This is a genomic window from Paractinoplanes polyasparticus (assembly GCF_019710575.1).
GTDB lineage: Bacteria > Actinomycetota > Actinomycetes > Mycobacteriales > Micromonosporaceae > Actinoplanes > Actinoplanes polyasparticus.
Genome location: NZ_JAHWFK010000013.1, coordinates 183,567 through 208,242 on the forward strand (window position 1 = coordinate 183,567; position 24,676 = coordinate 208,242).

Sequence of the window (24,676 nt, forward strand, 5' to 3'; positions counted from 1 at the left end):
TCCTCCTTCTCTCTCAGAGGAGATCACGCGAGGGCCGCAGCATTACGCGCTTTAGATGGAAAAAATGGGAAAGATCGGTATGACTGGCCAGGCCGATGTCATGCGGCTTCAGAAGACATCGACAAGTTGCGTGTGAGCCGGGATTTCCCGGGGTAACACGCCGACAGGCCTGAGCAAGGCCCCTCATGACGACACTCCGCGGTGCCGCGCGGGAGGAGGGTGTTCCATGTCGAACGTTCGCAGACTGCCCGGGCCCATCGCCGATCTTTGGGACTGGCAACGACTCGGTTTGTGCCGAGGCCGGGACAGCGCGCAGTTCTTCCACCCGGACGGCGAGCGCGGGTCGTCCCGCAACCGCCGAGAGGCCAAAGCCAAGAGCATGTGCGGCGCGTGCCCGGTACGGGCCGAGTGCGCCGCCCACGCCCTCGCGGTTCGCGAGCCGTACGGGGTCTGGGGTGGCCTCACCGAGGCTGAGCGGCTGCGGCTGCTCGCTGTCGGTTGGGAGGACACCGCCGACCGCCATCACGGACGTGTCGACCTTGCCCGGCTCGAGGCCCGGCTGGGCCGGCCCCACAAGTCTGCGGTTCCGGCACAGCGACAGGCGCCTGCTGCCTGACGCCGGCGCCCCGGGATCACCATGATGATCCGGTCCCCTGTCGGGGGCCGGGTCGAGTTGTTCGACGGCTCTTCATCAACCGCATCGGTGGACATGCAAGCCACCGTATGAGCGACTTGAACACGAACGACGGACCGCTGGTGCGGCCTTCAACCAATCGGCACTCAATCGATCCGGACGCTGATGCTGTGCCACCCGGAGGCTCCGTCCGGCGCCGGCGCGGCCGGTGTGCTCGTCTGCGTCACCCCTGAGCCGTCGGTGGCCCGTACGCGAAGCCGGTGTTGACCCGGAGTCGCCGGCCACCCGAAGCTCCACTCGCGCCAGGTGTCGCTCGACACCGTGGCGGCCAGCGTCGCCTCGGCCCAGGGCTCGTCGTCGACCTGCACCTCGACCTTATCGATGCCGCGGTGCTGGGCCCAGGCCACGCCGCCGACAACCACACTGCCGGGTTTGCGGGAGGCGCCGTCGCGCGGCGTGTCGATCCGGGATGCCGTCTTGATCGGCGCCTGCGCGGCCCACCCGCGCGGCACCCAGTAGGCGTCGAAGTCGGCGAACCGGCTCAGCTCGATCTCGGTGATCCACTTGCACGCGCTGACGTAGCCGTACAGGCCGGGCACCACCATCCGGGCCGGGAAGCCGTGGTCGACCGGCAGCGGCTCCCCGTTCATGCCGACCGCGAGCAGCGCGTCCCGCCCGTCCATCAGCACCGACGTCGGGCTGCCGCAGGTCCAGCCGTCGACCGAGCGCTGCACGACCTGGTCGGCGCCGGGCAGCGGACCGGCCTCCTCGAGCAGCTCACGGATCGGCGTTCCCAGCCACAGCGCGTTGCCGATCAGGTCGCCGCCGACCTCGTTGGACACGCAGGCGAGCGTCACGTACCGCTCGATCATGGGCCGTTGCAGCAGCTGTTCCCAGGTGAGGGTGATCGGGTTGCGGACCATGCCGTGGATGCGCAGCTGCCACGTCGACGGATCCACCTGGGGCGGGATGAGCGCGGTGTCGATGCGGTAGAAGTCTTTGTTGGGCGAGATGTACGGCGTCACGCCCGGCACCTGCACGCCGGCCGGCAGCGGCGGCGGGGTCTGCCGGGGCGCGGGCAGCACCACGTCGTTACGGGCCGCGGTCACCGCGCGGCGCGAGGCCAGCCAACGCCCGCCGAAGCCGGTCGCGGCCGCCGCCCCGAACGCGATGCCGAGCAGCTTCAGAAAATACCGGCGATCCTCCACGTACGCAGGACCGATCGGCGCTCCAGCGGTGGCTCCGCCGTCGGGCCCGCCGGTCGCATCGCGACCCGGCCCGGTGGCCCCTGCGCCGCCCGGCGCGCTGGTCGGACCGCGGCCGGCCACGCCGGCGACGACCGGCTCAGCCACCACCGGCGCGGCCGAGCCGGCGCCGGCCCGGTCGAGCAGCAGGCGCAGCACCCAGACCGCCAGGGCCGCCCCCACCACCGTCGGCAGCCAGGCGAAGACACTCGCGTCGTGCCTGGTCTGCGCGGCGGCCACGCCGACGGCCGCGAACAGCCCGATCCCGGCCAGGCCCAGGCGCCACGACCGCCGGGCAACCACGCCGACGCCGTACGCGTAGATCGCCAGCAACACTCCCGTGCCCACGATCAGCGCCGTCTTGTCGTGCACCCCGAACACGCTGATCCCGAAGTCTTTGACCGGGCCGGGCACGTTGTCGATGACGACGCCGCCCACCGCCGGCACGGGCGCGGTCAACGGCCCGGTCAGCACGGCCACGACTTCGGACGTGCCCACAGCCACCGCCGCGGCGGCCACCCCGGCCAGCCCGGCACCCACCGAAAGCTTCACGTTCCCATCGTGCTCCCGGTCCGGGCCGATGGCGACGGCTCAGGCCATCGGGTAAGCAACCCGTAAGCAACGCCACATGCTCGATCAGCGTCCGCGGTAGTTGCGGTACGAGCGACGTACGCCGACAACGCCGTACGCGGTGAGGCCGGCGCCGACGATCACGACGGCGATGGTGAGCCAGGCGTCCTCGGTGTCGAACGTGAGGGTGTACGCCATGAGCAGCGTGACGATCAGCCCGAGCAGCGTCAGCGGCACCCGGATGAGCAGACCCAGCACGCCGGAGACGCGGCGGTCGATCACTTCCTCGGTGTCCTGCGGTCCGGGCGGCGCCGGCTGCGGGATCCGGCCGGGGTCGCGGGCGGGCTGGGCGACCCGGACGGCCGGCGGCACAGCGGCGTCGATCCGGGCTGCCACGCCCGCGGCCCCCTCGAACAGGGTGGGCTCGAAGAAGAGCACGATGCCGTCGTCGCCGACCAGCTGGCGACCGCCGTCGGGCCAGGCCCGCACGATGGCGCAGGCGTCGAAGCGTACGGTCGCGCAGTTGCCCTCCCCGACGACGCTGACGCCCTCGGCGCCGAGGATCAGCTTCTCGCCCGGTGTCTCCAGCGAGCGGTACTCCGTGCCGCTCACCGCGTGGTCGGAGCCGGTGGGGGCGGCGGTGAAGCCGGCCCAGTCGGCCCGGGCCTGCGGCGTCATCAGCAGGCCGGCGTTCCAGGCCTCGGCCGCCACCTGCGCGACCTCGGCCGCCGTCACCGCGCGCAAGCCGTCGGCCACCTCGTCGACGTCGAGCACCTCGCGCCCGGAAAGCAGATTGAGCGCCTGCCCCGGCAGCCGCGCGCCCTGCTCCTCGGCGTGCCGCAACGTCTCGGTCTGCTTCTTGACCACAGCGGCCACGTCGGCCTCGTCGACCCGGCCCACCCGCAGCCCGGCCAGCACGTCGACGAATCCGCCGAGGACGGCGCCCTGCTTGCCGGGCAGCGCATCGGCCACGGCGGTCACGTGCGCCCGGTCGACACCGAACGGCTCGTACACGGCGTGGGCCGCGTACGAGAGCCCGCCCTCCTGCCGCAGCTCGCGGAACATCACCCGTTCCAGCACTCCGGCGAAGACGGCAGAACGCGGCGCCCGCGGTACGAGAGCATCCCAGGCCAGCATGCCGGATGTGCCCGGGAACCAGGCCGGGGTGTCGGGCAGCGCCGAAGACATCGCCGGCGGCTCGCGCCGTACGCCGGTGGGCAGATCCAGCCGCAGGCCGGCCGGCACCTCGTCGCCGGCCACCCAGAGCACGGCGTTCTCACGCGTGAAGTAACGCCCCACCCAGTCCCGCAGGTCGTCCTCGGTGATCGCCGGCAGTCCGTACTCGGAATAACTGGGCAGGCCGTAGTCACGCGCCCCATGCCGCCACAGCGCCATCTGATCGGCCGCGCCCGGGTTGCGCCCGTTCGCCTCGACCCGCAGCAGGTCCTTCTCGACGGCCAGCCGATGCATCGGCAGGTCGCTCAGCGAGGCGCAGACCGCGGTGAGGAACTCGCCCAGCTCGTCGGACGAGCCGTGCACGTGGAAGTAGGTGTACTCGACGCCGGTGGCGCCGTTGTAGTGGTAGTCGGCGACCCCGGTCGAGAAGAGCGCCAGATGCTCGATCAGATGCGTGATGCCGCGCCGGGCCAGCGGCTCGTCGGCGAACCCGACCCGGAAGGCCAACCCGGCGTGCCCGGGCCCGGTCGCCGGCGACAGCAGGGCCGGCACCCCGTCGATCTCGGTCTGCTTGATCATCGGGCCGCTCCGGCCAGCGCGCGCCGGCGGTGGTTGCGTACGTGCTCGGCGGTGTCGCCACCCAGGTACTGCCACGGGTACTCGGTGGCCCGATCGCCCAGCATGGCGAAGAGCGGAGCGGCCGAGCGGCGGTCGTTGATCAGGCTGAAGACGAAGGCGAAGGTGCTGGCCGCCGCGACCCAGCCGAAGTCGCGGCCGAAGTCCGGGTGCAGCACCGAGCGTTCGGCCGCCTCGCGCAGTTCGGCACGGACCGGTCCGCCGTTGAGGTAGGCCGTGTCCGTGCCGGCCGGCAGCTCCAGCCAGTGCTCGATGTGTGCCTCGGCGACCAGCACACCCTGCACGGCCCCGGGCGGTGCCGCCAGCATCTGTTCGCGGGCCCACGGGTGCAGCAGCTCCCAGCTGCCGCTCCACTTGGGACACAGCTGCTGCAGCATCTGGGACTGCGCCGAGATGTTGTGCGGGTCAAGCGCCTTGACCCGGTCGTAGCGGCGGCGAGTCTCGGCCGACCCGACCTCGAGCCCGCGGGCCGACACCAGGCGGACGGCCCAGATCGCCGGGTCACGTGGGCTGCGCGCGGCCCCTTCGATCAGCACCGCCTCGGCCTTGCGCAGCCACTCGTGGAACTCGGCGAACTGCTGCGGGCTCACGTACTCGGCCCGGGCCGACGAGCGGATCGCCCAGCCGATGTCGATGAGGCAGGAGCCCAGCATCGCGGCCGCCGACCCGTCGGCCGGGTCGCGGTCGAGGACCTCGCGCAGAAACGGTTCCACACCGGCGGTGGACCCGCCGTGCCGGATGACCATGGTGCGGCCGGCCGGGGACAGGCCGTCGAGCAAGGCGCGGACGCCGGCCCAGTCGTGGGCGGCCAGCCGGGCTCGCACAGCGGCCACCTCGGGATAGGCGTCCGCAGGGTCGAAAAGGACAGTCACGGGCGGGGAGCATAGACGATCTTGACGGGTGCCGCGTGTCCCACCGGCGTCGCCGGCAGCCTGGCGCCTCGGGTGAGCACGTGGCCCCGTACGTCTAGTTCAGCAGTGGATCTTCGAGGAGGTGTTCGAAGGCCAGCTCGGCCGCGCCGATGAGGGCCGCGTCGTTGCCGAGTTCGGGGGTGCGCAGACGGATGTGCTCGCGACAGGCGGGCAGGGCGATGGCAGTGAGCCGGCTGCGGATCTGGGCCGCGGCGACCAGGTAGACATCGCGGAGGGTGCCGCCGAAGATGACGGACTCCGGGTTGAAGATGTTGACCAGGTTGCCGACGCCGAAGCCGATCCACTCGCCGACCTGGCGCACGGCGAACTGGGCCTGGCTGTCGCCGCGCATCGCCGCCTCGACCACGTCCAACACCGCCTCCCGTCCCGTCCGGTCGGCTCGGCCGGCGTGCTTGAGCAGCGCGTACTCGCCGATCTCGGTCTCCCAGCAGCCGCGCGAGCCGCAACTGCACTCGCGGCCGTAGGGGTTGACCACCATGTGGCCGACCTCGCCGCCGTAGCCGCCGTGACCCGCCACCCGGCGCCCGTCGGCGATGATGCCGGCGCCCACCCCGACGTCGCCGTACAGGTAGATGACGTTGTCGGAGCCGGCCGCGGCGCCGCGGCTGTGCTCGACCAGCGCGGAGACGTCGGCGTGGTTGCCCACCGTCAGCTTTCCCGCGTCACCGAGTTCGGCGCCGAGCGCGGCGCCGACCGGTTCCTCGACCCAGCCGATCGTGGGGGCCAGGCGGACCATCCCGTCCGCCCGGCGCACCATGCCGGCCACTGCCACGCCGGTGCCGACGTAGCGGGCGTCGCTGGGCACGTCGGCCCGCATCTCGTGGACGAAACCGGCCAGCGGCTGCACCGCGTCCAGCACCTGCATGCCGCGGGGCCGGTCGGTCTCGCGGCGATCCAGGATGCGGCCGCCCAGCCCGACCCGGGCCGCCCGCAGGCGGTCGACCTCGATGCTCAGCGCGTACGCGTACACCTTGGACGACTCGGGCCGGACGACCAGCGATGGCCGTCCGGCCCGGCCGGTCTCTCGTGGTGCCGCCTCGGTGACCAGCCCAGCGGTGGTCAGGTCGGCGGTCAGGGCCCCGATGGTGCTTCGGTTCAGGCCGAGCCGGCTGGTGAGTTCCGCCCGGGAGGTGGCGCCGTGCACGTGTACGTACCGCAGCAGCGTCCCCAGGTTGTGCCGGCGAACCTCCTCCTGGCTGGGGCCGGCCCGCATCAGCGTGCCGTCCCCAGAACCAGGTGGATCTCGTTCATCGGTTGCCGGTTGTGGCCGCTCTGCGCCGGGCCAGGGCGTCGACGCTCGCGGCGATCAGCAGGATGACGCCGGTGAAGATGAACTTCTGACCGGAGCTGAAGCCGAGCAGACCCATGCCGTTGTCGATGACGGCGATCACCGCGCCACCGATGACGGCGTTGATGATCTTGCCCTTGCCGCCGAAGAGGCTCGTGCCGCCGATGACGGCCGCGCCCACCGAGTACAGCAGGATGTTGCTGCCACCGGTGTTCGGGTCGACCGAGCTGGCCCGGCTGACGGCCATGATGCCGCCGATCGAGGCCATGAACGAGCCGATGACGAAGACCGAGATGCGGATCCGGTCGACCGGGATGCCGGCGCGACGGGCCGCCTCGGTGTTGCCACCGACCGCGTAGACGTGCCGGCCGTAGCTGGTGCGGCCGAGCACGAAGGTCCACAGCACCAGGAAGAACCCGATGATCGGAACGACGATCGGCACGCCCTTGAGCGAGTTGATCGCCGGGTTGATCGCGCGCTCCTGGCTCAGGATCGCGGTCGCCACGAAGATCAGCACGGCCAGGCCGCCGACGCGCATCAGCACGATGCCCAGCGGGTCGGTCACCAAGCCACGCTTGGCCCGGGTGCGCATCTGGTTGAACTGCGCGAAGGTGTAGCCGGCCACCGCGACGACAGCCAGGATCCAGCTCCACGTCACCGACAGGTTGTCGTTGTTCAGCGAGTTGAAGAACTCGTTGCGGGTGGAGATGTTGGTGCCGCCGCCGAGCAGGACCAGCAGCAGACCCTGGAAGCCGAGGAACGCGGCCAGGGTGACGACGAACGACGGGATGCCGATCTTCGCAACCAGGAAGCCCAGGACGAACCCGATCACGAGCCCGGTGACCAGGGCGGCCGGGATGGCCGTGTACCAGTCCCACCCGTGGTTCGTCAGCAGGATCGCGACGACCGCGCCACACACGCCGCTGGCGAAACCGGCCGAGAGGTCGATCTCACCCAGCAGCAGGACGAAGACCAGGCCCATCGCGATGAACACGACCTGCGCGCTCTGATTGAACAGGTTCGCGAAGTTCAGCCCACTGACGAACGTGTCCCGGGCGATGGCGAAGATCAGGCTGAGGACGATGAGGCCGAGGATGGCCGGAAGGCTACCGAGGTCGCCGCCGCGCACCCGGCCCCAGTAATCGTTGATGTAGCTGCTGACGGTCGGCTTGACGACCTTGACGCCGCCCGCCGTGGTGGTCGTGGTGGTCACTTGTCGCCTCCCGGCGTGATGTCGACGACGTCCCCGCCGAAGTCAGCCGGCTTCTCGGGAGGCAGGCCGATGTTGCCGCTGCGGCCGCCGGTGATGAGCTCGACCACCTGGGAGTGGGTCACGTCGGTGGTCTTGACCTGGGCCGCCATCCGGCCGAGGTAGAGCGCCGCGATGCGGTCCGAGACCGCGAACACGTCGTTCATGTTGTGCGAGATCAGCACGACGCCGAGGCCGTTGTCAGCCAGGCGGCGGACAAGCTCGAGCACCTGCGCGGTCTGCGCGACGCCGAGGGCGGCGGTCGGCTCGTCGAGGATGACGACCTTCGAGTTCCACAGCACGGCCTTGGCGATCGCCACGGTCTGTCGCTGCCCACCGGAAAGGCTGGCGACGAGCTGCCGCAGCGACTTCAAGGTGCGCACCGAGAGGCTGGCGAGGGCGTCGCCGGCCATCTGTTCCATGGTCGGCTCGTCGAGCACGATGCCGCGCTTCTTCTCACGGCCGAGGAACATGTTCTGGACGACGTCCAGGTTGTCGCAGAGAGCGAGGTCCTGGTACACGACCTCGATGCCCAGGGCAGACGCGTCGCTCGGGGCGTGGATGGCCACCTGGTTACCTTCGAAGGTCACCGTTCCCGAGTCGATCTGGTAGATGCCACTGATGCACTTGACCATCGTCGACTTGCCCGCGCCGTTGTCGCCCACGAGGGCGGTGACTTCACCGGGATAGACGCTCAGGCTGACGTCATGCAGGACCTGAACGGGACCGAAGGCCTTGTTGATCCCGTTTAGCTCCAAGAGGGGTGTCGCGGCCACGGTGGTTCTCCTTCGCTGAGTGACCGGGTTGCCGCCCACGGCACAGCCGGGGCGGCGGGTTGGGGGGAAACCCAACTCCGGCGCCGCTCCCAGCCCCGTTTGGGGAGGTGAGCGGCGCCGTCGTCAGTTCGGGTCTAGCCCGTGATCAGTTGAGGATTCTCAGCTGATTCCCGCGTCGGTGCAGGCCTTGGCGAAGTCAGCGGTGCAGACCGCGTCCTTGGTCACGAAGCCGTCGGCGATGACGTCCTTGACGTTCTCCTTGGTGATCGACTGCGGCTCGAGCAGCACCGAGGGGACGTCGGCGCCCGACTCCGGGTCCTTGGTGGTGCCGGTGGCCGTGGTCGGCTTCTGCTTCTTGGCCAGGGCAACCGCGAGCTCGGCGGCCGCGTCGGCCTCCTTCTTGATCGCCTTGTAGACCGTCATGCACTGGTCGCCGGCGAGGATGTTCTGCAGGCCCTGAACGGTGGCGTCCTGGCCGGTGACCGGGACCTGGCCGTTGAGCTTGTTCTTCTTCAGCACCGAGATGGCCGCGTTGCCGAGACCGTCGTTCGCGGCGAGAACGCCCTTGATGTTCTTGTTCGAGGTCAGCATCTGCTCGAAGATCGTGCCGGCCTGCGCGTTGTCCCAGTCCGGAACGTCCTGGTTCGGGCCCTTGACGAAGGTGCCGTCCGCGTACTTCGGGTTGAGGATGCTGTCGTAGCCCTCGGCGAACAGGGTGGCGTTGTTGTCAGTCGGCGAGCCGTTGAGCTCGGCCACGACCGGCTTGGTGAGCTTCTTGTCCTCGAGGCACTTGACCAGGCCCTCGCCCTGCAGCTTGCCTACCGCCACGTTGTCGAACGACACGTAGTAGTCGGCGCCACCGCTCAGGGTCAGACGGTCGTAGTCGATCGTCGCGATACCGGCCTTCTTGGCCTTCTCGAGGACGGCCTTACCGGTGCCGGAGTCGAGGTTGACGATCATGAGGACGGCGACGCCGCTCGAGATCATGCCGTCGGCGATGGTCTGGAACTGCGTCTTGTCGCCCTGCGCGTTCTGGATCTCAACCGGAACGCCGGCCGCGTCGAACGCCGCCTTCAGGAACTTCGGGTCGTCGGTGCCCCAGCGCTGCGAGCTCTTGGTGTCGGGCAGAATGATGCCGACCTTGCCGGCGGCGGCAGCGCTGCTGCCACCCGAGCTGCCGGAGTCGCTGCCACTGTCGTCGCCGCAAGCGGCAATGCTGCCGGTCGCCAGCAGGCTGACCGCGGCAAGGGCGAACAGTCCCTTACGCATTCCTAGTGTCCTTTCGGGTAAATCCGGGCCTACATCGGATTCGATGGTGTGCGCTGCGGGAGTGTCGCTCCCCGAGACGCCAAGTGATCGAGAGTGATCAGGAGCTAGTTTGTTGTGTCCGGCAACGTATTCCCGTTGCGGCCGGTTACACAAGCGATGTCGGCGGGCGATCTCGTAACCCGGCATAACAATCCGGCAACACGGCGGTGACAGGAGTCGAACGGCCCTGGTGACGCCCGTTCCCCCGTCTCCGGCCGATCGCTGACGTGGCTCACCATGTGACGCTAAGTCAGCTCCGTGACCGGTTCGCCCCGTTCTCGAGAGAAAGATCCTCCCGGCGCGTAACGTTGTCGTAACGGCTCGCGGCCATCTTGCTATTTCGGGCTCTATGTCCGGATCGTGGCGGCGACGGCGTCGGTGAGGAGAAGAAGATCGGCCGGTCTCAGACTGACCTGAAGACCCCGCCGGCCCGCCGAGACGTACATCCGATCGAGACCCAGCGCCGAGTCGTCGACGACCGTGGGCAGCTTCTTGCGCTGGCCCAACGGGCTGATCCCACCCCGCACGTAACCGCTGCTGCGCTCGGCGGCGGCACGATCGGCCAGGACTGCCCGTTTACCCCCGGCCGCTTGCGCGAGCGCCTTGAGGTCGAGTTCGCCGGTCACCGGCACCACACCGACCACGAGCCCGCCGTCCACCTCGGCGACCAGCGTCTTGAAGACACGCTCCGGCGCCACCCCGAGAGCCTCCGCGACCAGCGCGCCGTAGTTCGGGGCGTCGGGCGAGACGTCGTACGGATGCAGGGTGTGCTCGACCATCTGGGCGGTCAGCAACGCGGTGGCCGGCGTGCCGGCCGCGGCCTTCTTAGCCATGCCGCGCACGGTACTCGCGGCTCCTCGGGCCCCGCGCCTCCGCTCCCCCTCAAGCCCTGCAGAGAATCACCGTCGGCGCGCCTGCCACTCGGGTGAGCACCAACGAGGCCGCCTGCGGGCCGGACAGACGCAGATCCTTGCGGAGCTGGTCCGGTTCCAGGGCGGAGCCGCGCTTACGGATCTCCAGGCGGCCCACGCCGCGCTCGCGGAGCAGTGCCCGCAGGCGCTTCAGCGAGAACGGCAGCACGTCGGTGACCGCCAGGCGGCGAGCGAAAGGCGTATCGACGGGGTGGTCGGTGTAGACGTAAGCGATCGACGGGTCGCCCAGCCGGCCGCCGACGGTGTCAGCGAACTCGGCGACCAGGTGCGCGCGCACCACGGCCGGATCCGGGTCGTAGAGGTACGTCCCGACACCACCCACCTCCGCCGTCCGCTCGCCACTTCCGGTCAGCTCCACCCCTCCCGCGGCAACTTCTTTCGAAGCGTCTTCTTTCGCGGCGTCCTCTCTCGCAGCGCCTTCTTTCGCGGCGCCTTCTTTCGCGGCGGGCACCAGCGACGCGCGGCGGGGCACTTCCGCGAGGGGGCCGCACCAGAACGCGGCCTCGACCAGGTCGCCGCCCACGCTCACCCACTCCCCCTCGGCGCCGGGCGGCAGCAGGTCATGGTCGATGCCGGGGGCCAGCTTCAGCACCGTGCGGGGCACCCGCTCGGCCAGGCCGGCGATGAAATCCCAGGGCGGCGAGTACGACCGGGGGTCGAAGACCCGCCCGCGGCCGGCCTTCCGCCGCGCCGGGTCGGCGAAGACCGCGTCGAAGTCCTCGACGCGCACGGTTGTCGCGTCGGCGCACTCCACCGTGATCCGGTCGGCCAGTCCGAGCGCCCGGGCGTTGGCCGCCGCGAACTCCGCCGTCACCGGGTCGGCGTCGACGGCGTACACGGCGATCCCGGCCCGCGCCGCAGCGAGCGCGTCCGAACCCAGCCCGCAGCCGAGGTCGGCCAGGGTCCTGACGCCGGCGGAGGCCAGCCGGGCGGCGCGGCGGTTCGCGACGACGGCCCGGGTCGCCTGCTCGAGGCCGGCCCGGGTGAAGAACATGCCGGCGGCATCGGGGCCGAACTTCGCGGCCGCACGGCGGCGCAGATCGACCTGCGTCAGCGCGGCGGCGGCAAGGTCGGGCTCGACCCCGGCCGAGCGCAGCGCCGAGGCGGCGACGAGCGGGTCCCGGCCGGCGGTCTCGGCCGCCAGGGCCAGGGCGGTCACCCCTTCGGGGGTACGGAAACGGGCAGTCGACTCGGCGGTCACGCAGGCATTCTCCACGGCACACCAGAACTAGCACTCTGGTTGACGGAGTGCTAGTTCCGGCCTAATCTCCGATTAGCACTCTCAACATGAGGGTGCCAGCCGAGCGCCCGTCCCGGGCGATCGGTAGGCACCAGGCGGACCGGCACCCGCGACGACGGCCCCGCCCGGTGGCATGAGGCAGCAGAGTTCTTGTTTGCTCTGGCCGGCCAATCTCTGGCCGGCGAAACGATACCCAGGAGGGTATGCCCGTGACTACCGCGACCAAGGTTGCGATCAAGCCGCTCGAGGACCGCATCGTGGTCCAGGCGAACGAGGCTGAGACGACCACGGCGTCGGGCATCGTGATCCCCGACACCGCCAAGGAGAAGCCGCAGGAGGGCACCGTCCTCGCTGTCGGCCCCGGCCGCATCGACGACAAGGGCAACCGCATCCCGGTTGACGTCAAGGTCGGCGAGACGGTTCTCTACTCGAAGTACGGCGGCACCGAGGTCAAGTACGCCGGCGAGGAGTACCTGGTGCTCTCCGCCCGCGACGTCCTCGCGGTCATCGAGAAGTGATCTACTGACAGTGCTAATCGCCCTGGCCCGTGCGAACGGGCCAGGGCGGTGGTGCGTGAAGGGCTATTGAACAATGGCGAAGATTCTCAGCTTCTCGGACGACGCGCGCCACCTGCTCGAGCACGGCGTCAACGCGCTCGCTGACACGGTCAAGGTCACCCTCGGCCCGCGCGGTCGCAACGTCGTCCTCGACAAGAAGTTCGGCGCGCCCACGATCACCAACGACGGCGTCACCATCGCCAAGGAGATCGAGCTCACCGACCCGTACGAAAACCTCGGCGCGCAGCTGGTCAAGGAGGTGGCGACCAAGACCAACGACGTCGCCGGCGACGGGACCACCACCGCCACGGTGCTCGCCCAGGCGCTGGTGCGCGAGGGCCTGCGCAACGTGACCGCGGGCGCCAACCCGATCGCGCTCAAGCGGGGCATGGACCAGGCGTCCGAGACCGTCTCCAAGGCGCTGCTCGGCAAGGCCGTCGAGGTCGCCGACCACAAGGCGATCGCCAACGTGGCCACCATCTCGGCCCAGGACTCCACCATCGGCGAGCTCATCGCCGAGGCGATGGACCGGGTCGGCCGCGACGGTGTCATCACCGTCGAGGAGGGCTCGGCCATGGCGACCGAGCTCGAGGTCACCGAGGGTCTGCAGTTCGACAAGGGCTTCATCTCCCCGAACTTCGTGACCGACGCCGAGTCGCAGGAGGCCGTCCTGGAGGACGCGCACATCCTGATCACGACTCAGAAGATCTCCAGCATCGAAGAGATGCTGCCGCTGCTCGAGAAGGTTCTGCAGTCGGGCAAGCCGCTGCTGATCATCGCGGAGGACGTCGAGGGCCAGGCCCTGTCCACCCTGGTGGTCAACGCCCTGCGCAAGACGCTGAAGGTGGCCGCCGTCAAGGCGCCCGGCTTCGGTGACCGGCGCAAGGCGATGCTCCAGGACATGGCGATCGCCACCGGCGGCGAGCTCGTCGCCCCCGAGCTCGGCTACAAGCTCGACCAGGTCACCCTCGACATGCTGGGTTCCGCCCGGCGCGTCGTGGTCGACAAGGAGAACACCACGATCGTCGACGGCGGCGGCCAGTCCTCCGAGGTCACCGACCGGGTCCAGCAGATCCGGAAAGAGATCGAGGCCTCCGACTCCGACTGGGACCGCGAGAAGCTCCAGGAGCGCCTCGCCAAGCTCTCCGGCGGCATCGCGGTGATCAAGGTCGGCGCGGCCACCGAGGTCGAGATGAAGGAGCGCAAGCACCGCATCGAGGACGCCATCGCGGCGACCAAGGCCGCGGTCGAGGAGGGCACCGTCCCCGGCGGCGGCGCCGCCCTGGCCCAGGTGGCCACGGAGCTCGACGGCGGTCTGGGCCTCACCGGCGAGGAGGCGATCGGCGTGTCGATCGTCCGCAAGGCGCTGGTCGAGCCGCTGCGGTGGATCGCGCAGAACGCCGGCCACGACGGCTACGTCGTGGTGGGCAAGGTCGGCGAGCTCGGGTGGGGTCACGGCCTGAACGCCGCCACCGACGAGTACGTCGACCTGGCGGCGGCCGGCATCATCGACCCGGTGAAGGTGACCCGCAACGCGGTCTCCAACGCCGTGTCGATCGCGGGCCTGCTGCTGACCACGGAAAGCCTCGTGGTCGACAAGCCGGCCGAGCCGGAGCCGGCCGCGGCCGGTGGCCACGGGCACAGCCACGGTGGCCACGGCCACCAGCACGGCCCGGGCTTCTGACCCGCCAGTAACGCCAAGGAAGGGCGCGCCCCGTGCGGGACGCGCCCTTTCGCTGTGTACCGAGAGTCGCGCCCGGTGCCCCCTTTCGCTGCGCGCCTGGATCGCCACCTGTGCGCACTTCCGCTGCGCGCGGGGGCACCCTTCCGCTACGCGCCCGGGGGCGCACTTCCGCTACGCGCCGGGGCGGCCTTCCGCTGCGCGCGGGGCACCCTTCCGCTACGCGCCGGGGCGGCCTTCCGCTGCGCGCGGGGGCGCACTTCCGCTGCGTGCCGGGGGTCGCGCCGCGGCGGTAGAGTGCGGCCGTGGACATCCGGGCATCCGATGACGACCGGCAGCGGACCGTGGCCGCGCTCGAACGGCACGCGGGCGCCGGGCGCCTGACGCTGGACGAGTTCGCCGAGCGGGCGAAGGTCGCCCACAGCGCTCGCACGCTCGACGAGCTGGCCGCGATCACCGGCGACCTGCCGGCCGAGACGACGGGTGGCGCCGTCGCCGCCGAACCCGGCCGCGACCTGCTCATCCTCTTCGCCGTGGCCGCCGCGACCCTGATCCTGCTCGGCGTCTTCATCGCCATGATCCGCACCTGACCGGCCGACCCGACGCGGCCCGGCCCGGAAGCGGCGCACGCCCCGCAACGAGCCACGATCACGACACGCGCAACCGACCTGGCGTCAGCGGCTGGCCGGGCCAGCGCCGCGCGCGACGGCCTGCCGTCAACGGCTGGCCGGGGCCTGCGCCGTGCGTTCCGCCGGGGCATCGTCCGGATCGGCGACACGCTCGCCGTGCCAGGAGCGCCACAGGGCAGCGTAGGGACCGTTGGCCGCGACCAGCTCGGCGTGCGAGCCCAGCTCGGTGATGCGGCCGTCCTCGACGACGGCGACACGGTCGGCGTCGTGGGCCGAGAAGAGACGGTGCGCGATGGCCACCACCGTGCGCCCGTGCAGGACGGCGGCCAGGGAGCGTTCCAGGTCGCGAGCCGCGCGGGGGTCGATCAGCGAGGTCGCCTCGTCGAGCACCAGCGTGTGCGGGTCGGCCAGCACCAGCCGGGCCAGTGCCAGCTGCTGTGACTGCGCCGCCGAGAGTGGATGCCCGCCGACACCGACCATGGTCTCGAGCGCCTGCGGCAGCGCCTCGGCCCAGTCGAGCGCGTGCACGGCGGCCAGCGCGGCGCGCACCTCGTCGTCGCCGGCGCCCGGCCGCACCATGGCGATGTTGTCGCGCACCGTGCCGATGAAGACGTGATGCTCCTGCGTCACCAGCGCCACCTCGGTGCGCAGCCTGTCGAGCGGCAGGTCGTGCAGCGGCACGCCGCCGACCCGGATGGTGCCGCCGGTCGGCTCGTGCACGCCGGCCAGCAGCCGGCCCAGTGTCGACTTGCCCGCCCCGGACGGGCCGACCACGGCGAGCCGCTCCCCCGGTTCGAGAGTCAGGTCGATGCCGTGCAGCACCTCACGACCCGCCACATAGGAGAATCGGACTCCCCGCACCTCGATCCGGGCGCCCACCGCCTCGGCCCCGTGCGGTTCCGGCTCGGCGGCATCGGCCGCGACCCCGAGCAACCGGGCCAGCGACGCGGCCCCGATCTGCACCTCGTCGAGCCAGCCGAGCAGCCGGTCGAGTGGGTCGATCAGCATCTGCACGTAGATCACCGCCGCCGTCAGCTGCCCCAGCGACACGGAGCCACGCAGGTAGAGCCACCCGCCGACCAGCAGCGTGGCGAACACGGGCAGCACATAGCTGATGTCGATGACGGGGAAGTACGCCGTGCGCAGGAACAGCGTGTATTTCTCGGCGACCCAGGACCGGCGCAGGTCGGCGTCGGACCGGTCTGTACGTTGCTGGCGGCGGCGCAGCGCGTCGACCGTGCGCGCGCCCTCGACCGTCTCGGCGAGCCCGTCGGTCACGGTCGAATAGACCGCGTTCTGCCGCAGGTAGGCCGCGGGCGCCCGGCGCAGATACCACCTCGTGCCGACGACGATGATCGGCACCGCGATCAGCAGCGGGACCGCGAGCACCGGGCTGGTGATCACCATCGCCGCGACCACCAGCACAACCGTGATCAGGCCGATCATCGTCTCGGGCACGGCGAGGCGCACCGACCGCGACAGCGCGTCGACGTCCCGGGTCGTGCGGGTCAGCAGGTCGCCCGACCCCGCGCGTTCGACAGTGGAGAGCGGCAGGGTGAGCACCCGGTCGACAAACTCTTCGCGCAGGCGGGCGAGCACCCGCTCGCCGAGCCGGGCCGAGGCCAGATGGGCGAACCTGGTCAGCACCGCCTGCAGCACCACGAAGCCGGCGATGGCAACGGCCAGCCGGTCGACCACCCCGACGCCCTCGTCGTGCCGGATCGCCTCGACCAGGTCGCCCAGCAGTTTCGGCCCGACCAGCCCGGCGACGGCCGCCAGCACGTGCAGCCCGAGGGTGATCCCGAGCGCGCGCGGATAACGCCGGATCAGCTCGCGGGCATAGCGCCGCACCTGGGTGCTGTCGGCCACCGGCAGCAGGTTGGTCACTTGTCCTCCTCGCGCAGCACCGTGCGGGCGTAGCCGGGCTCGTTCGTCAGCAGAGCGTGGTGGCTGCCGTCGGCCGCCACACGGCCGTGCTCGACGAAGAGCACGCGGTCGGTGCGGTCGAGCACCAGCGGGCTGGATGTGCAGATAACCGTCGTGCGGCCGGCTCGGGCGGTGATCAGCCGGTCGGCGATGCGCGCCTCGGTGTGCGCGTCGACGGCGCTGGTCGGCTCGACCAGGATCAACACATCGGGATCCGCGACCAGTGCCCGCACCAGCCGCAACCGCTGCTGTTGGCCGCCCGAGAACGTGCGGCCCCGCTCGGCAACCTCGCCGTCGAGACCGCCGGGCAGCGCCTCGACGATGTCAGTGGCGGCAGCGGTGTACAGCGCCGCGGGCAACCGGCCACTGTCGTACGGGTCGAGGTCGGCCCGCAGCGGACCGGTGAACAGGCGGGCGTCGTTGTCGGCCACCAGCACGCGTTCGCGGACGGTGGCCAGCTCGAATTCGCTCAGCGGAACGCCACCGACGGTGGCGCCGTCGGCGTAGCGGCCCAACCGGTCGGCGATGGCGGCCGCCTCGGCCGGCACGGAGGCGACGATCGCGGTGATCTCGCCGGGGCGGATTGTCACGCCGGACGACGGGTCGGCCAGTTCGCCCCGGAACCGCTCGGCCGGGGCAGCCACCGCGGGATCGGGCAGATCGGTAGCTGTCCGCAGCATGCCCACGACCCGGCGGGCCGAGACGTGGCCGCGGGTCAGCTTGTCGATCGCCTCGGTGAGCTGCCGCAGCGGTGTGACCAGGAAGGCCGCGTACGCGTAGAAGGAGACCAACTGACCCACGGTGATCCGGCCGGTGAGCGCGAACCGGGCCCCCAGCCAGGTGACCAGCACCAGGAAGACGCCCGGCAGCAGCACCTGGGCCGCCTCGAGCAGCGACTCGACCCGGGCCGTGCGCACCCCGGCCGCGCGGAGCTTCTGCGACTCGTGCCGGTAGCGCTCGCCCAGCACCGCCTCGCCGCCGATGCCGCGGAGCACCCGCAGACCACCGACCAGGTCGGCCGCCCGGCCGGTGAGAACGCCCTGCTGTTCCCGCGAGGCCGCCTGGCGGCGGTGCAGCGGACGGATCAACAGGCCGACCACCGCCATCAGCAGCGGCACACCGAGCACCACCACGAGGCCGAGTGGCACCGAGGTGGTGAGCAGGACGACCGTCACCGTGACGACCGCGACGAGCGAGCCCGTGCCGCGGGCGGTGATGTCGATCGCGGACCCGATCTGGCGGATGTCGGACGTGCCGATCGCCACGACCTCGCCGGTGTCGAGGCGGCGGGAGAGCGCCGACCCGAGCCGCCCGGCGTGGCGGACCGTGACCTGCACCGTGGTGAACATGGCGCCCAGAAAATTGACCACCGCGAACCGGTGCCGGGCGATGCCGAACGCGGCCTGCCCGATGCCGGCCGCCAGCAGCGCCAGGCTCCAGACCAGGAGGGCGCGGCGGTCGCGGCCGGTGGCGGCGTCGATCGCCCGGCCGACGATGGCCGGGACCAGGGCCTGGCAGAGCATCCAGAGGACGGCGAGCGCGACAGCCGCGTAGAGCGGCCGCCAGGCACGGCGGATCAGCCATCGCAGGTAGGCGACGGCGGACCGTTCGTCGGGGACGCCGGGGTCGGCGTCGGGGAGATTTCGCATCGTGGCCCCGACGTTACGGGCGGGGTCCGACAGTTTGCGACGGCTTTTCCGCCCGCACGAAGGACCTAGCGATCGACCGGTGTGAAGTCCCAGACATGGGGCGCGCGGGCAATCAGCTTGGCCGGTGGGGCCGGCAGATCCTGCGGGGTGTTGCGCCACTTCGAGATCACGACGATGCGGTTGTCGGTGGACGAGTAGATGTCGCTCGACACGTGCTGCGGCAGCACCTCGATGCGGGGCACCGCCACGTCGCAGACCCACGCCAGCAGATCGTCGAAGCCGCTGCGCGAGGCCCGTATCTCCCACATCCGAGCGATCATGCGAGCTTCCTACCCCGCCACGCTGACCGCGGTCAATGGCAGGGACGAATCGGCCGGCAGATCGAGACGACTCGGGGCGACCCCGGCGGCGACCAGACGGGAACCGAGAGCGGCCACCATCGCGCCGTTGTCGGTGCAGAGCGACGGCCGGGGCACGCGCACCTCGATGCCGTGCTTGGCCGCGCGCTCCCCGGCCAGCACCCGCAGTCGCGAGTTGGCCGCGACGCCACCACCGATCAGCAGCGTCCGGACGCCGTTGGCCCGGCACGCGTCGATCGCCTTGGCCGTGAGCACATCGCACACTGCTTCCTGGAACGAGGCCGAGACGTCGGCGATCGGCACCGGCTCGCCGGCGCGCTCGCGTGCCTCGACCCAGCGGGCGACCGCGGTCTTGAGCCCCGAGAACGAGAAGTCGAACCGGTGGGCGGCGAGGTCTTTCGGCGCGGTGAGGCCGCGGGGAAAGGCGATCGACCGCCGGTCACCCTCTTCCGCCGTACGGTCGATGATCGGACCACCGGGGAAACCGAGCCCCAGCAGGCGCGCCACCTTGTCGAACGCCTCGCCCGCGGCGTCGTCGATCGTGGCCCCGAGCGGAGTGACGCCGTTGGTGAGGTCGTCGACCAGCAGCAGCGAGGAGTGTCCACCCGAGACGAGCATCGCGATGGCCGGCTCGGGCAGCGGGCCGTGCTCGAGGGTGTCGACGGCCACATGGGCGGCGAGGTGATTGACGCCATAGATCGGCTTCTCGGCGGCCAGGGCGTACCCCTTGGCCGCCGCGACCCCGACGAGCAGCGCCCCGGCCAGACCCGGCCCGCTGGTCACCGCGATGGCGTCGACGTCAGCCAGGGTCACTTTCGCCTCGGCCAGGGCGCGCTGCATGGTCGGGACGAGCGCCTCGAGGTGGGCGCGGCTGGCCACCTCGGGCACCACGCCACCGAACCGGGCGTGTTGATCCACGCTGGACGCGAGCGCGTCGGCCAGCAAGGTGTGCCCACGCACGATGCCGACACCGGTCTCGTCGCAGGACGTCTCGATGCCGAGAACGAGGGGTTCGTCAGCCATTGCGCATCATCACCAGGGCGTCGGTGTTGCTGGGTTGGTAATAGCCGCGCCGGACTCCGACGGGCTCGAAATCGTACATCGCGTAGAGGTGCTGGGCCGGGGCGTTGTCGACCGCGACCTCGAGCAGGGTCTGTTTGATTCCGAGCCGGCCCGCCTCGGCCAGCAGCGCCTCGAGCAGGGCGCGTCCGGTGCCGCGGCGCTGGCCGGTGCGGCGGACGGCGATGTTCTGCACCCAGGCCTCGTCCTGGGTCGCGGCCAGACCGGCGTACCCGAGAAGCTCCTCGCCCTCGGTGGCGACGACGTAGAAGTTGCGCTGCGCCAGTTCGTTCCAGAACATGGCGCCCGACCACTTCTCGTCGCCGAACAGATCCGCCTCCAGCGGCAGCACCTCGGCGATGTGCCACCAGCGGAAACGTTCGATCAGCATCAGGTCAGCACCGGCTTGCGGCCCGCCGGTTCGACCGCGTCGGGCCGGCGCAGATAAAGTGGGGTGAGCGCCTCGCTGGGCGCGGCCGCCCGGATCCGGTCGGCGGCGAGCGCGACGAGGGCGGCGCCGGGCGGGTACAGCAGGTGCTCCTCGACCGGTACGCCGAAGATCTCGCCGTACTTGAGGGCGCCCTCGCCCGCGGCCCGGTCGACCAGCCCGTGGACGTTCGACTCGCGGACCACCGGCTCGCGGCCGGTCACGTCGACACCGTCGTCGCGGGCGGTGGCCTGGCCGATCAGGTTGTCGGCCTCGGCGCGGGCCAGCGCGGCGGCCACCCGGGCGGCGTCGGCGCCGGCCAGTGCCGTGGCGGCCTCGAGGATCTCGGACTCGGCCAAGGCTGCGGCCTCGGTGGCCCGGCGGTTACGGGCACGGCTGGTGGTCGCGGTGCCGGCCCGCACGATCCCGGCGGCCACATCGGCTGGGCGGGCCACGTCGGGACCGAGGACACGGACGCCGTCGAGGTAGGTGGCGAAGTAGACCTCACGACGCCGCGCGTCGGTCGCGACCAGCACCCGCCCCGGCCCGGCGGCCCGGCCCAGACCGTCCAGGGAGCAGACGCCGTACGTCGGGATGCCGAGCGCCTGGCCCATGCTTGCCGCCGTGGCCAGCCCGACGCGCAGCCCGGTGTAAGGCCCGGGCCCCAGGCCCGCGACGATGGCGCCGAGGTCAGCCGGGCGCACCCCGGCCTCGGCCAGGGCGCCCTCGATCTCGGGAGCGAGTTTCTCGCCGTGCGCCCGGGGGTCGACGGTACGCCGCTCGGCCACCCCGACCAGCCCGTCAGCAGTCACCTCGACCAGGGCGGCGGTGGAGGCAGGGGTCGCGGTGTCAAGAGCCAGCACAAGCACGCACCGACCCTAACGCGCTGCCACCCTCGCCCGACGCACCGACCACCCGGTCAGTGCTGGGTAATCGCCCACCTCACCGCGGTCAGCCGGCGGCCGGCTCGGTCCGCGGGTCCCAGTCGATGAGGCGGCGGCCACCGTCGGCCAATGCCTTGTTGGCCGCGCTGAAGGGGCGGGAGTCCAGGAAGCCCACCCGGTTGAGCGGGCTTGGATGGCCGGCCTCCAGCACCACGTGGGCCGGGTTGGTGATCAGCGCGGCCTTCTTCCGGGCGTAGCCGCCCCAGAGCAGGAACACCACCCGGTCGTCGCGGGCGTTGAGGGCGCGGATCGTGGCGTCGGTGAAGGCCTCCCAGCCCTTGCCGCTGTGCGAGGCTGCCGCCCCGGCCCGGACCGTCAAGACCGCGTTGAGCAGCAGGACGCCCTGCCGGGCCCAGCCCGTGAGGTCGCCGGCCTTCGGCGGGGCCACCCCGACGTCCGCGGCCAGCTCCTTGAAGACGTTGCGCAGCGAGGGCGGGATCCGCGTACCCTCGCGCACGCTGAAGCTGAGCCCGTGCGCCTGCCCCGGGCCGTGGTACGGGTCCTGGCCGAGGATCAGCACTCGAGTCTGCTCGGGCGAGCAGAGCCGGTAGGCCGCGAAGAGATCCTCGATCGGCGGATAGATGGTGTGCTCCGCGTACTCCGCGGCCACGAACTCGCCCAGCGCGGTCGTCGCCTTCTCGTCGAGAAAGCCGGCCAGCTCGGCCCGCCAGTCGGCCGGCAGCATCTCCGCCAGATTCACAGTCGCCCTTTCCGGTGTCGGCCGCGCGAGCGCACGGCCCTTGTTCCGCCGCGCGAGCGCACGGCGTCGCTGCCTCAGCCGGCTGAGTGTTTCCCGGTGAGCCGCGACAGGCGCACTGCCCAGTCGCCGCCGTGCGGCACCAGCTCGACCACCCGGGTGTCGTCGTCGAGGCGGTCGATCCGCACCTGCAGGTATTCGTCGTTGAGCTGCTCGACCAGGCCGGCGCCCCACTCCACCACGGTGACCGCGTCGTCGGCCGAGGCGTCCAGATCGAGGTCGTCGATCTCGGCCCGCGGATCGGGGCTGTCGCCCAGCCGGTACGCGTCGGCGTGCACCAGCGGCGTGCGGCCCCGGTGCACCCGGGCGATGACGAACGTCGGCGAGGTGATCGGCCCGGCCACCCCGAGGCCGGCCCCGATGCCCTGCACCATCGCGGTCTTGCCGGCCCCGAGCGGGCCAGTCAGCAGCACCAGGTCGCCCGGGCGCAGGATCGATGCGAGCCGCCGCCCGAACTCGCGGGTGTCGTCGACGGTGGGCAGCTTCACGAGATCTTCTCCAGGAACGGCAGCAGCGCGGCGTTGACCTCGTCGGCCTTCTCGAGCATCACCACATGGCCGCTGTTGTCCACCTTGACCAGTTCGGCCTCGGGCAGGTGCCGGAGGATCTCCTCCGAGTGGGTCACCGGGGTCAGATAGTCCTTCGTGCCCACGATCACCAGCACCGGCACCCCGCGCAGCGCCGACAGAGCCGGGAAGCGGTTGTGGGTGTAGAGCGTGCGCAGGTATTTCGTCAGCGTCTCGACCGAGGTCTTGGAGTTCATGTTCTCCACGAACGTGACCAACGAGGGACTGGGCTTCGGCTCACCGAACCCGTAGCGCCGGGTCAGCAACCAGGCCAGGTCGGACGACACCACCCGAGCCCGGTCGATCGTGGTGCCGCCCAGGTGGGCCGCCTTGCCCCAGAGCGGGAAGAACGGAGCGCTGGCCCTGGCCACGAGCGTCGGCAGCCCCAGCCTGGTCTTGTCGATCAGACCGGCCGAGGTGGACATGAGCACGACGCCGGTGACCCGCCGGCCGAACCATTCCGGGTACTGCTCGGCGAACGCCATGATCGTCATGCCGCCCATGGAGTGTCCGACGAGGATGATGTGCCCGTCCGGCACCGTCGCGTCGAGCACCGCGGCCAGCGACTTGCCGAGGGCGGCGATGTCGTAGTCGCCGGACTGGAGCCGGCTCGACCGGCCGTGCCCGGGCTGGTCGTAGAAGACCAGGCGGTGGTCGCCCTGCTCGGTGAGCGCCTTGCGCTGGAAATAGAAGGTGCCCATGTCGAGCGCGAAGCCGTGCACGAAGACGATCGTCGGCTGGGGGCCGGGCTGCGTGGGCTCGACGATCTCGACGTGCAGTTCGGTGCCGTCGGCCGCGGTGACGGTCAGCTCGCTGTCGAACGGCTGATCGCCGAACGGCTCGTCGATGTGCGGGTCGCCGGGTGCGTTGACCGAGCGGCGCACCAGCACCCGCTCGACCGCGAACGCCGTGGCCAGGCCGGCCGCCAGCACACCGACGGCGGCACCGGCGATGCCAACCTGTTTCGCCCGCCGCGACGACACCGGCGCCGGTTTTCTCGCCGGACTCATGCCGCACCGCCCGGGTCACCGTCGTAGACCCTGGGCACTCGGGTGCTGCCGAAGCGGGTCACGATCTCGTAGTTGATCGTGCCGACCACGCCGGCCCAGTCGTCGGCGGTCGGGCCGCCGTCGTCGCCCGGGCCGAACAGCGTCGCCACATCCCCCGCGGCCACCGGGTCGTCGCCGACATCGAGCACGATCTGGTCCATGCAGACCCGGCCGGCGACCGTGCGGCGCTTGCCGCCGAGCTGCACCGGCCCGGCGTTGGAGGCGGCCCGCGGCACCCCGTCGGCGTAGCCCAGGGGCACCAGCGCCAGCGTCGTCTCGCGTTCGGTGACGTAGGTGTGCCCGTAGGAGACGCCCTGACCGGCGGGCACCCGCTTGGTCAGGGCGACCCGGGCCCGGGCGGTCATCGCCGGCCGCAGCCCGAAAGTCTCGCCCGCGACCGGCGACAGCCCGTAGACCGCGATGCCCGGTCGCACCAGGTCGTAGTGGGAGTCGGGCCGGGTCAGCGTGGCCGCCGAGTTGGCGATGTGCCGGTAGCGCGGCGTGATGCCGTGACGCTCGGCGACCGCCAGCCCGTCGGCGAACGCGGCCAGCTGGTGGTCGACGGTCTCGTGGCCCGGCTCATCGGCGTAGACGAAATGGCTCCAGACGCCGACGACCTCGATGTCGCCGTCGACCTGGGCCTTGGCCGCGGCCTCGAGCAGCGCGGGCCACTCGGCCGCGGTGGCGCCACCCCGGGCCAGGCCGGTGTCGATCTTGAGGTGGACCCGGGCCGTCCGCTCGGCCCGGCGGGCTGCGGCCACCAGCTCGCCCAGCAGCTCGAGGCTGCCCGCGTTGAGATCGATGTCGGCGGCGACGCCCTCGTGGAGCGGCAGACCGGGCGAGTGCAGCCAGGCCAGCACCGGCACCTCGAACCCGGCCCGGCGCAGGGCCAGGCCCTCGTCGAGGGTCGCCACCCCGAGCCAGCTCGCGCCGCCGGCCAGCGCGGCCCGCGCCGACGGCAGCATGCCGTGCCCGTAACCGTCGCCCTTGACCACCGCCATGACCTCGGCGGTGGTGCCGGCGCGCAGCAACGCGACGTTGTCCCGGATGGCGTCCAGATCAACCCGGACCTCGGCCTGCCACATGGT

23 protein-coding genes are annotated in these 24,676 nt (G+C 71.3%); 4 read left to right on the forward strand and 19 right to left on the reverse strand.

Going from position 1 to position 24,676, the window contains the following annotated elements; all coding sequences use genetic code 11:
• The first annotated feature begins 226 nt into the window (after nt 1-226).
• Nucleotides 227-616: a WhiB family transcriptional regulator gene (locus KXC43_RS15725; RefSeq protein WP_184953664.1), complete on the forward strand. Its 390-nt coding sequence runs from the start codon at nt 227-229 to the stop codon at nt 614-616.
• Nucleotides 617-780: 164 nt separating this feature from the next.
• Here KXC43_RS15725 and KXC43_RS15730 read toward each other — a convergent pair whose 3' ends face one another.
• The 9 genes from KXC43_RS15730 to KXC43_RS15770 all read right to left on the reverse strand — a co-directional run bounded on the left by KXC43_RS15730 (nt 781) and on the right by KXC43_RS15770 (nt 11,946).
• Entirely contained in the window at nt 781-2,430 is a 1,650-nt protein-coding gene (locus tag KXC43_RS15730; protein ID WP_221376801.1) for a molybdopterin-dependent oxidoreductase, read from the reverse strand.
• 84 nt (nt 2,431-2,514) lie between these two features.
• Nucleotides 2,515-4,203, reverse strand: coding sequence for a peptidase M16 family protein (locus KXC43_RS15735; RefSeq protein WP_221376802.1), 1,689 nt, complete (start codon nt 4,201-4,203; stop codon nt 2,515-2,517).
• Complete coding sequence (locus KXC43_RS15740; protein WP_221376803.1) at nt 4,200-5,132, reverse strand: hypothetical protein; 933 nt, start codon at nt 5,130-5,132, stop codon at nt 4,200-4,202. Before KXC43_RS15740 ends, KXC43_RS15735 begins: the two co-directional genes overlap by 4 nt.
• Before the next feature lie 94 nt (nt 5,133-5,226).
• Entirely contained in the window at nt 5,227-6,405 is a 1,179-nt protein-coding gene (locus tag KXC43_RS15745) for an ROK family transcriptional regulator (protein ID WP_221376804.1), read from the reverse strand.
• Nucleotides 6,406-6,439: 34 nt separating this feature from the next.
• The gene (locus KXC43_RS15750; protein WP_221376805.1) at nt 6,440-7,693 is read right to left on the reverse strand and encodes a sugar ABC transporter permease; all 1,254 of its coding nucleotides are present in this window, start codon (nt 7,691-7,693) and stop codon (nt 6,440-6,442) included.
• Nucleotides 7,690-8,505, reverse strand: coding sequence for an ATP-binding cassette domain-containing protein (locus tag KXC43_RS15755; RefSeq protein WP_133873167.1), 816 nt, complete (start codon nt 8,503-8,505; stop codon nt 7,690-7,692). Before KXC43_RS15755 ends, KXC43_RS15750 begins: the two co-directional genes overlap by 4 nt.
• A 159-nt stretch (nt 8,506-8,664) precedes the next feature.
• A complete protein-coding gene (locus KXC43_RS15760) occupies nt 8,665-9,774 on the reverse strand; it encodes a sugar ABC transporter substrate-binding protein (protein WP_221376806.1) in 1,110 nt (369 codons plus the stop codon).
• A 386-nt stretch (nt 9,775-10,160) separates the two neighbouring features.
• A complete protein-coding gene (gene ybaK, locus KXC43_RS15765) occupies nt 10,161-10,646 on the reverse strand; it encodes a Cys-tRNA(Pro) deacylase (RefSeq protein ID WP_221376807.1) in 486 nt (161 codons plus the stop codon).
• Between the two features lie 49 nt (nt 10,647-10,695).
• Nucleotides 10,696-11,946: a class I SAM-dependent methyltransferase gene (locus KXC43_RS15770; RefSeq protein WP_221376808.1), complete on the reverse strand. Its 1,251-nt coding sequence runs from the start codon at nt 11,944-11,946 to the stop codon at nt 10,696-10,698.
• 248 nt (nt 11,947-12,194) lie between these two features.
• On the opposite strand from KXC43_RS15770, the gene groES reads away from it, so the two are divergent.
• From groES to KXC43_RS15785, 3 genes are all read left to right on the forward strand, one after another.
• Nucleotides 12,195-12,503: a co-chaperone GroES gene (groES, locus tag KXC43_RS15775; RefSeq protein ID WP_015619077.1), complete on the forward strand. Its 309-nt coding sequence runs from the start codon at nt 12,195-12,197 to the stop codon at nt 12,501-12,503.
• 73 nt (nt 12,504-12,576) lie between these two features.
• Nucleotides 12,577-14,226: a chaperonin GroEL gene (groL, locus tag KXC43_RS15780; protein ID WP_221376809.1), complete on the forward strand. Its 1,650-nt coding sequence runs from the start codon at nt 12,577-12,579 to the stop codon at nt 14,224-14,226.
• Between the two features lie 302 nt (nt 14,227-14,528).
• Nucleotides 14,529-14,813 (forward strand): DUF1707 SHOCT-like domain-containing protein, encoded by a 285-nt coding sequence (locus tag KXC43_RS15785; protein ID WP_221376810.1) that lies wholly within the window; start codon nt 14,529-14,531, stop codon nt 14,811-14,813.
• Nucleotides 14,814-14,939: 126 nt separating this feature from the next.
• On the opposite strand, the gene KXC43_RS15790 is transcribed toward KXC43_RS15785, so the two are convergent.
• From KXC43_RS15790 to alr, 10 genes are all read right to left on the reverse strand, one after another.
• The gene (locus KXC43_RS15790) at nt 14,940-16,739 is read right to left on the reverse strand and encodes an ABC transporter ATP-binding protein (protein WP_221376811.1); all 1,800 of its coding nucleotides are present in this window, start codon (nt 16,737-16,739) and stop codon (nt 14,940-14,942) included.
• Nucleotides 16,736-18,427, reverse strand: a complete 1,692-nt coding sequence (locus tag KXC43_RS15795) for an ABC transporter ATP-binding protein (protein WP_221376812.1) — start codon at nt 18,425-18,427, stop codon at nt 16,736-16,738. Before KXC43_RS15795 ends, KXC43_RS15790 begins: the two co-directional genes overlap by 4 nt.
• A gap of 65 nt (nt 18,428-18,492) precedes the next feature.
• Entirely contained in the window at nt 18,493-18,747 is a 255-nt protein-coding gene (locus KXC43_RS15800; RefSeq protein ID WP_221376813.1) for a hypothetical protein, read from the reverse strand.
• Nucleotides 18,748-18,756: 9 nt separating this feature from the next.
• Complete coding sequence (gene tsaD / locus KXC43_RS15805) at nt 18,757-19,809, reverse strand: tRNA (adenosine(37)-N6)-threonylcarbamoyltransferase complex transferase subunit TsaD (protein WP_221376814.1); 1,053 nt, start codon at nt 19,807-19,809, stop codon at nt 18,757-18,759.
• Nucleotides 19,802-20,236, reverse strand: coding sequence for a ribosomal protein S18-alanine N-acetyltransferase (rimI, locus tag KXC43_RS15810; protein ID WP_221376815.1), 435 nt, complete (start codon nt 20,234-20,236; stop codon nt 19,802-19,804). The genes tsaD and rimI overlap by 8 nt, the downstream gene beginning before the upstream one ends.
• The gene (tsaB, locus tag KXC43_RS15815) at nt 20,236-21,141 is read right to left on the reverse strand and encodes a tRNA (adenosine(37)-N6)-threonylcarbamoyltransferase complex dimerization subunit type 1 TsaB (RefSeq protein ID WP_221376816.1); all 906 of its coding nucleotides are present in this window, start codon (nt 21,139-21,141) and stop codon (nt 20,236-20,238) included. The genes rimI and tsaB overlap by 1 nt, the downstream gene beginning before the upstream one ends.
• A gap of 82 nt (nt 21,142-21,223) precedes the next feature.
• The gene (locus KXC43_RS15820) at nt 21,224-21,901 is read right to left on the reverse strand and encodes a uracil-DNA glycosylase (RefSeq protein WP_221377099.1); all 678 of its coding nucleotides are present in this window, start codon (nt 21,899-21,901) and stop codon (nt 21,224-21,226) included.
• Between the two features lie 89 nt (nt 21,902-21,990).
• The gene (gene tsaE / locus KXC43_RS15825; RefSeq protein WP_221376817.1) at nt 21,991-22,461 is read right to left on the reverse strand and encodes a tRNA (adenosine(37)-N6)-threonylcarbamoyltransferase complex ATPase subunit type 1 TsaE; all 471 of its coding nucleotides are present in this window, start codon (nt 22,459-22,461) and stop codon (nt 21,991-21,993) included.
• The gene (locus KXC43_RS15830; protein WP_221376818.1) at nt 22,458-23,549 is read right to left on the reverse strand and encodes an alpha/beta fold hydrolase; all 1,092 of its coding nucleotides are present in this window, start codon (nt 23,547-23,549) and stop codon (nt 22,458-22,460) included. Before KXC43_RS15830 ends, tsaE begins: the two co-directional genes overlap by 4 nt.
• Nucleotides 23,546-24,673 carry an alanine racemase gene (gene alr, locus KXC43_RS15835; RefSeq protein WP_221376819.1) on the reverse strand — a complete coding sequence of 376 codons (1,128 nt, stop codon included), beginning with the start codon at nt 24,671-24,673 and terminating at the stop codon, nt 23,546-23,548. Before alr ends, KXC43_RS15830 begins: the two co-directional genes overlap by 4 nt.
• Nucleotides 24,674-24,676: the final 3 nt, after the last annotated feature.

Excerpts from the sequence above, each read along its gene's own strand:
- KXC43_RS15725 (WP_184953664.1), top strand. The coding sequence starts at position 227 with ATGTCGAACGTTCGCAGACTGCCCGGGCCCATCGCCGATCTTTGGGAC.
- KXC43_RS15735 (WP_221376802.1), bottom strand. The coding sequence starts at position 4,203 with ATGATCAAGCAGACCGAGATCGACGGGGTGCCGGCCCTGCTGTCGCCG.
- KXC43_RS15745 (WP_221376804.1), bottom strand. The coding sequence starts at position 6,405 with ATGCGGGCCGGCCCCAGCCAGGAGGAGGTTCGCCGGCACAACCTGGGG.
- KXC43_RS15760 (WP_221376806.1), bottom strand. The coding sequence starts at position 9,774 with ATGCGTAAGGGACTGTTCGCCCTTGCCGCGGTCAGCCTGCTGGCGACC.
- ybaK (WP_221376807.1), bottom strand. The coding sequence starts at position 10,646 with ATGGCTAAGAAGGCCGCGGCCGGCACGCCGGCCACCGCGTTGCTGACC.
- groL (WP_221376809.1), top strand. The coding sequence starts at position 12,577 with ATGGCGAAGATTCTCAGCTTCTCGGACGACGCGCGCCACCTGCTCGAG.
- KXC43_RS15795 (WP_221376812.1), bottom strand. The coding sequence starts at position 18,427 with ATGCGAAATCTCCCCGACGCCGACCCCGGCGTCCCCGACGAACGGTCC.
- KXC43_RS15800 (WP_221376813.1), bottom strand. The coding sequence starts at position 18,747 with ATGATCGCTCGGATGTGGGAGATACGGGCCTCGCGCAGCGGCTTCGAC.
- tsaD (WP_221376814.1), bottom strand. The coding sequence starts at position 19,809 with ATGGCTGACGAACCCCTCGTTCTCGGCATCGAGACGTCCTGCGACGAG.
- rimI (WP_221376815.1), bottom strand. The coding sequence starts at position 20,236 with ATGCTGATCGAACGTTTCCGCTGGTGGCACATCGCCGAGGTGCTGCCG.
- KXC43_RS15820 (WP_221377099.1), bottom strand. The coding sequence starts at position 21,901 with ATGCTGCCGGCCGACTGGCGGGCCGAGCTGGCCGGCTTTCTCGACGAG.
- KXC43_RS15830 (WP_221376818.1), bottom strand. The coding sequence starts at position 23,549 with ATGAGTCCGGCGAGAAAACCGGCGCCGGTGTCGTCGCGGCGGGCGAAA.
- alr (WP_221376819.1), bottom strand. The coding sequence starts at position 24,673 with ATGTGGCAGGCCGAGGTCCGGGTTGATCTGGACGCCATCCGGGACAAC.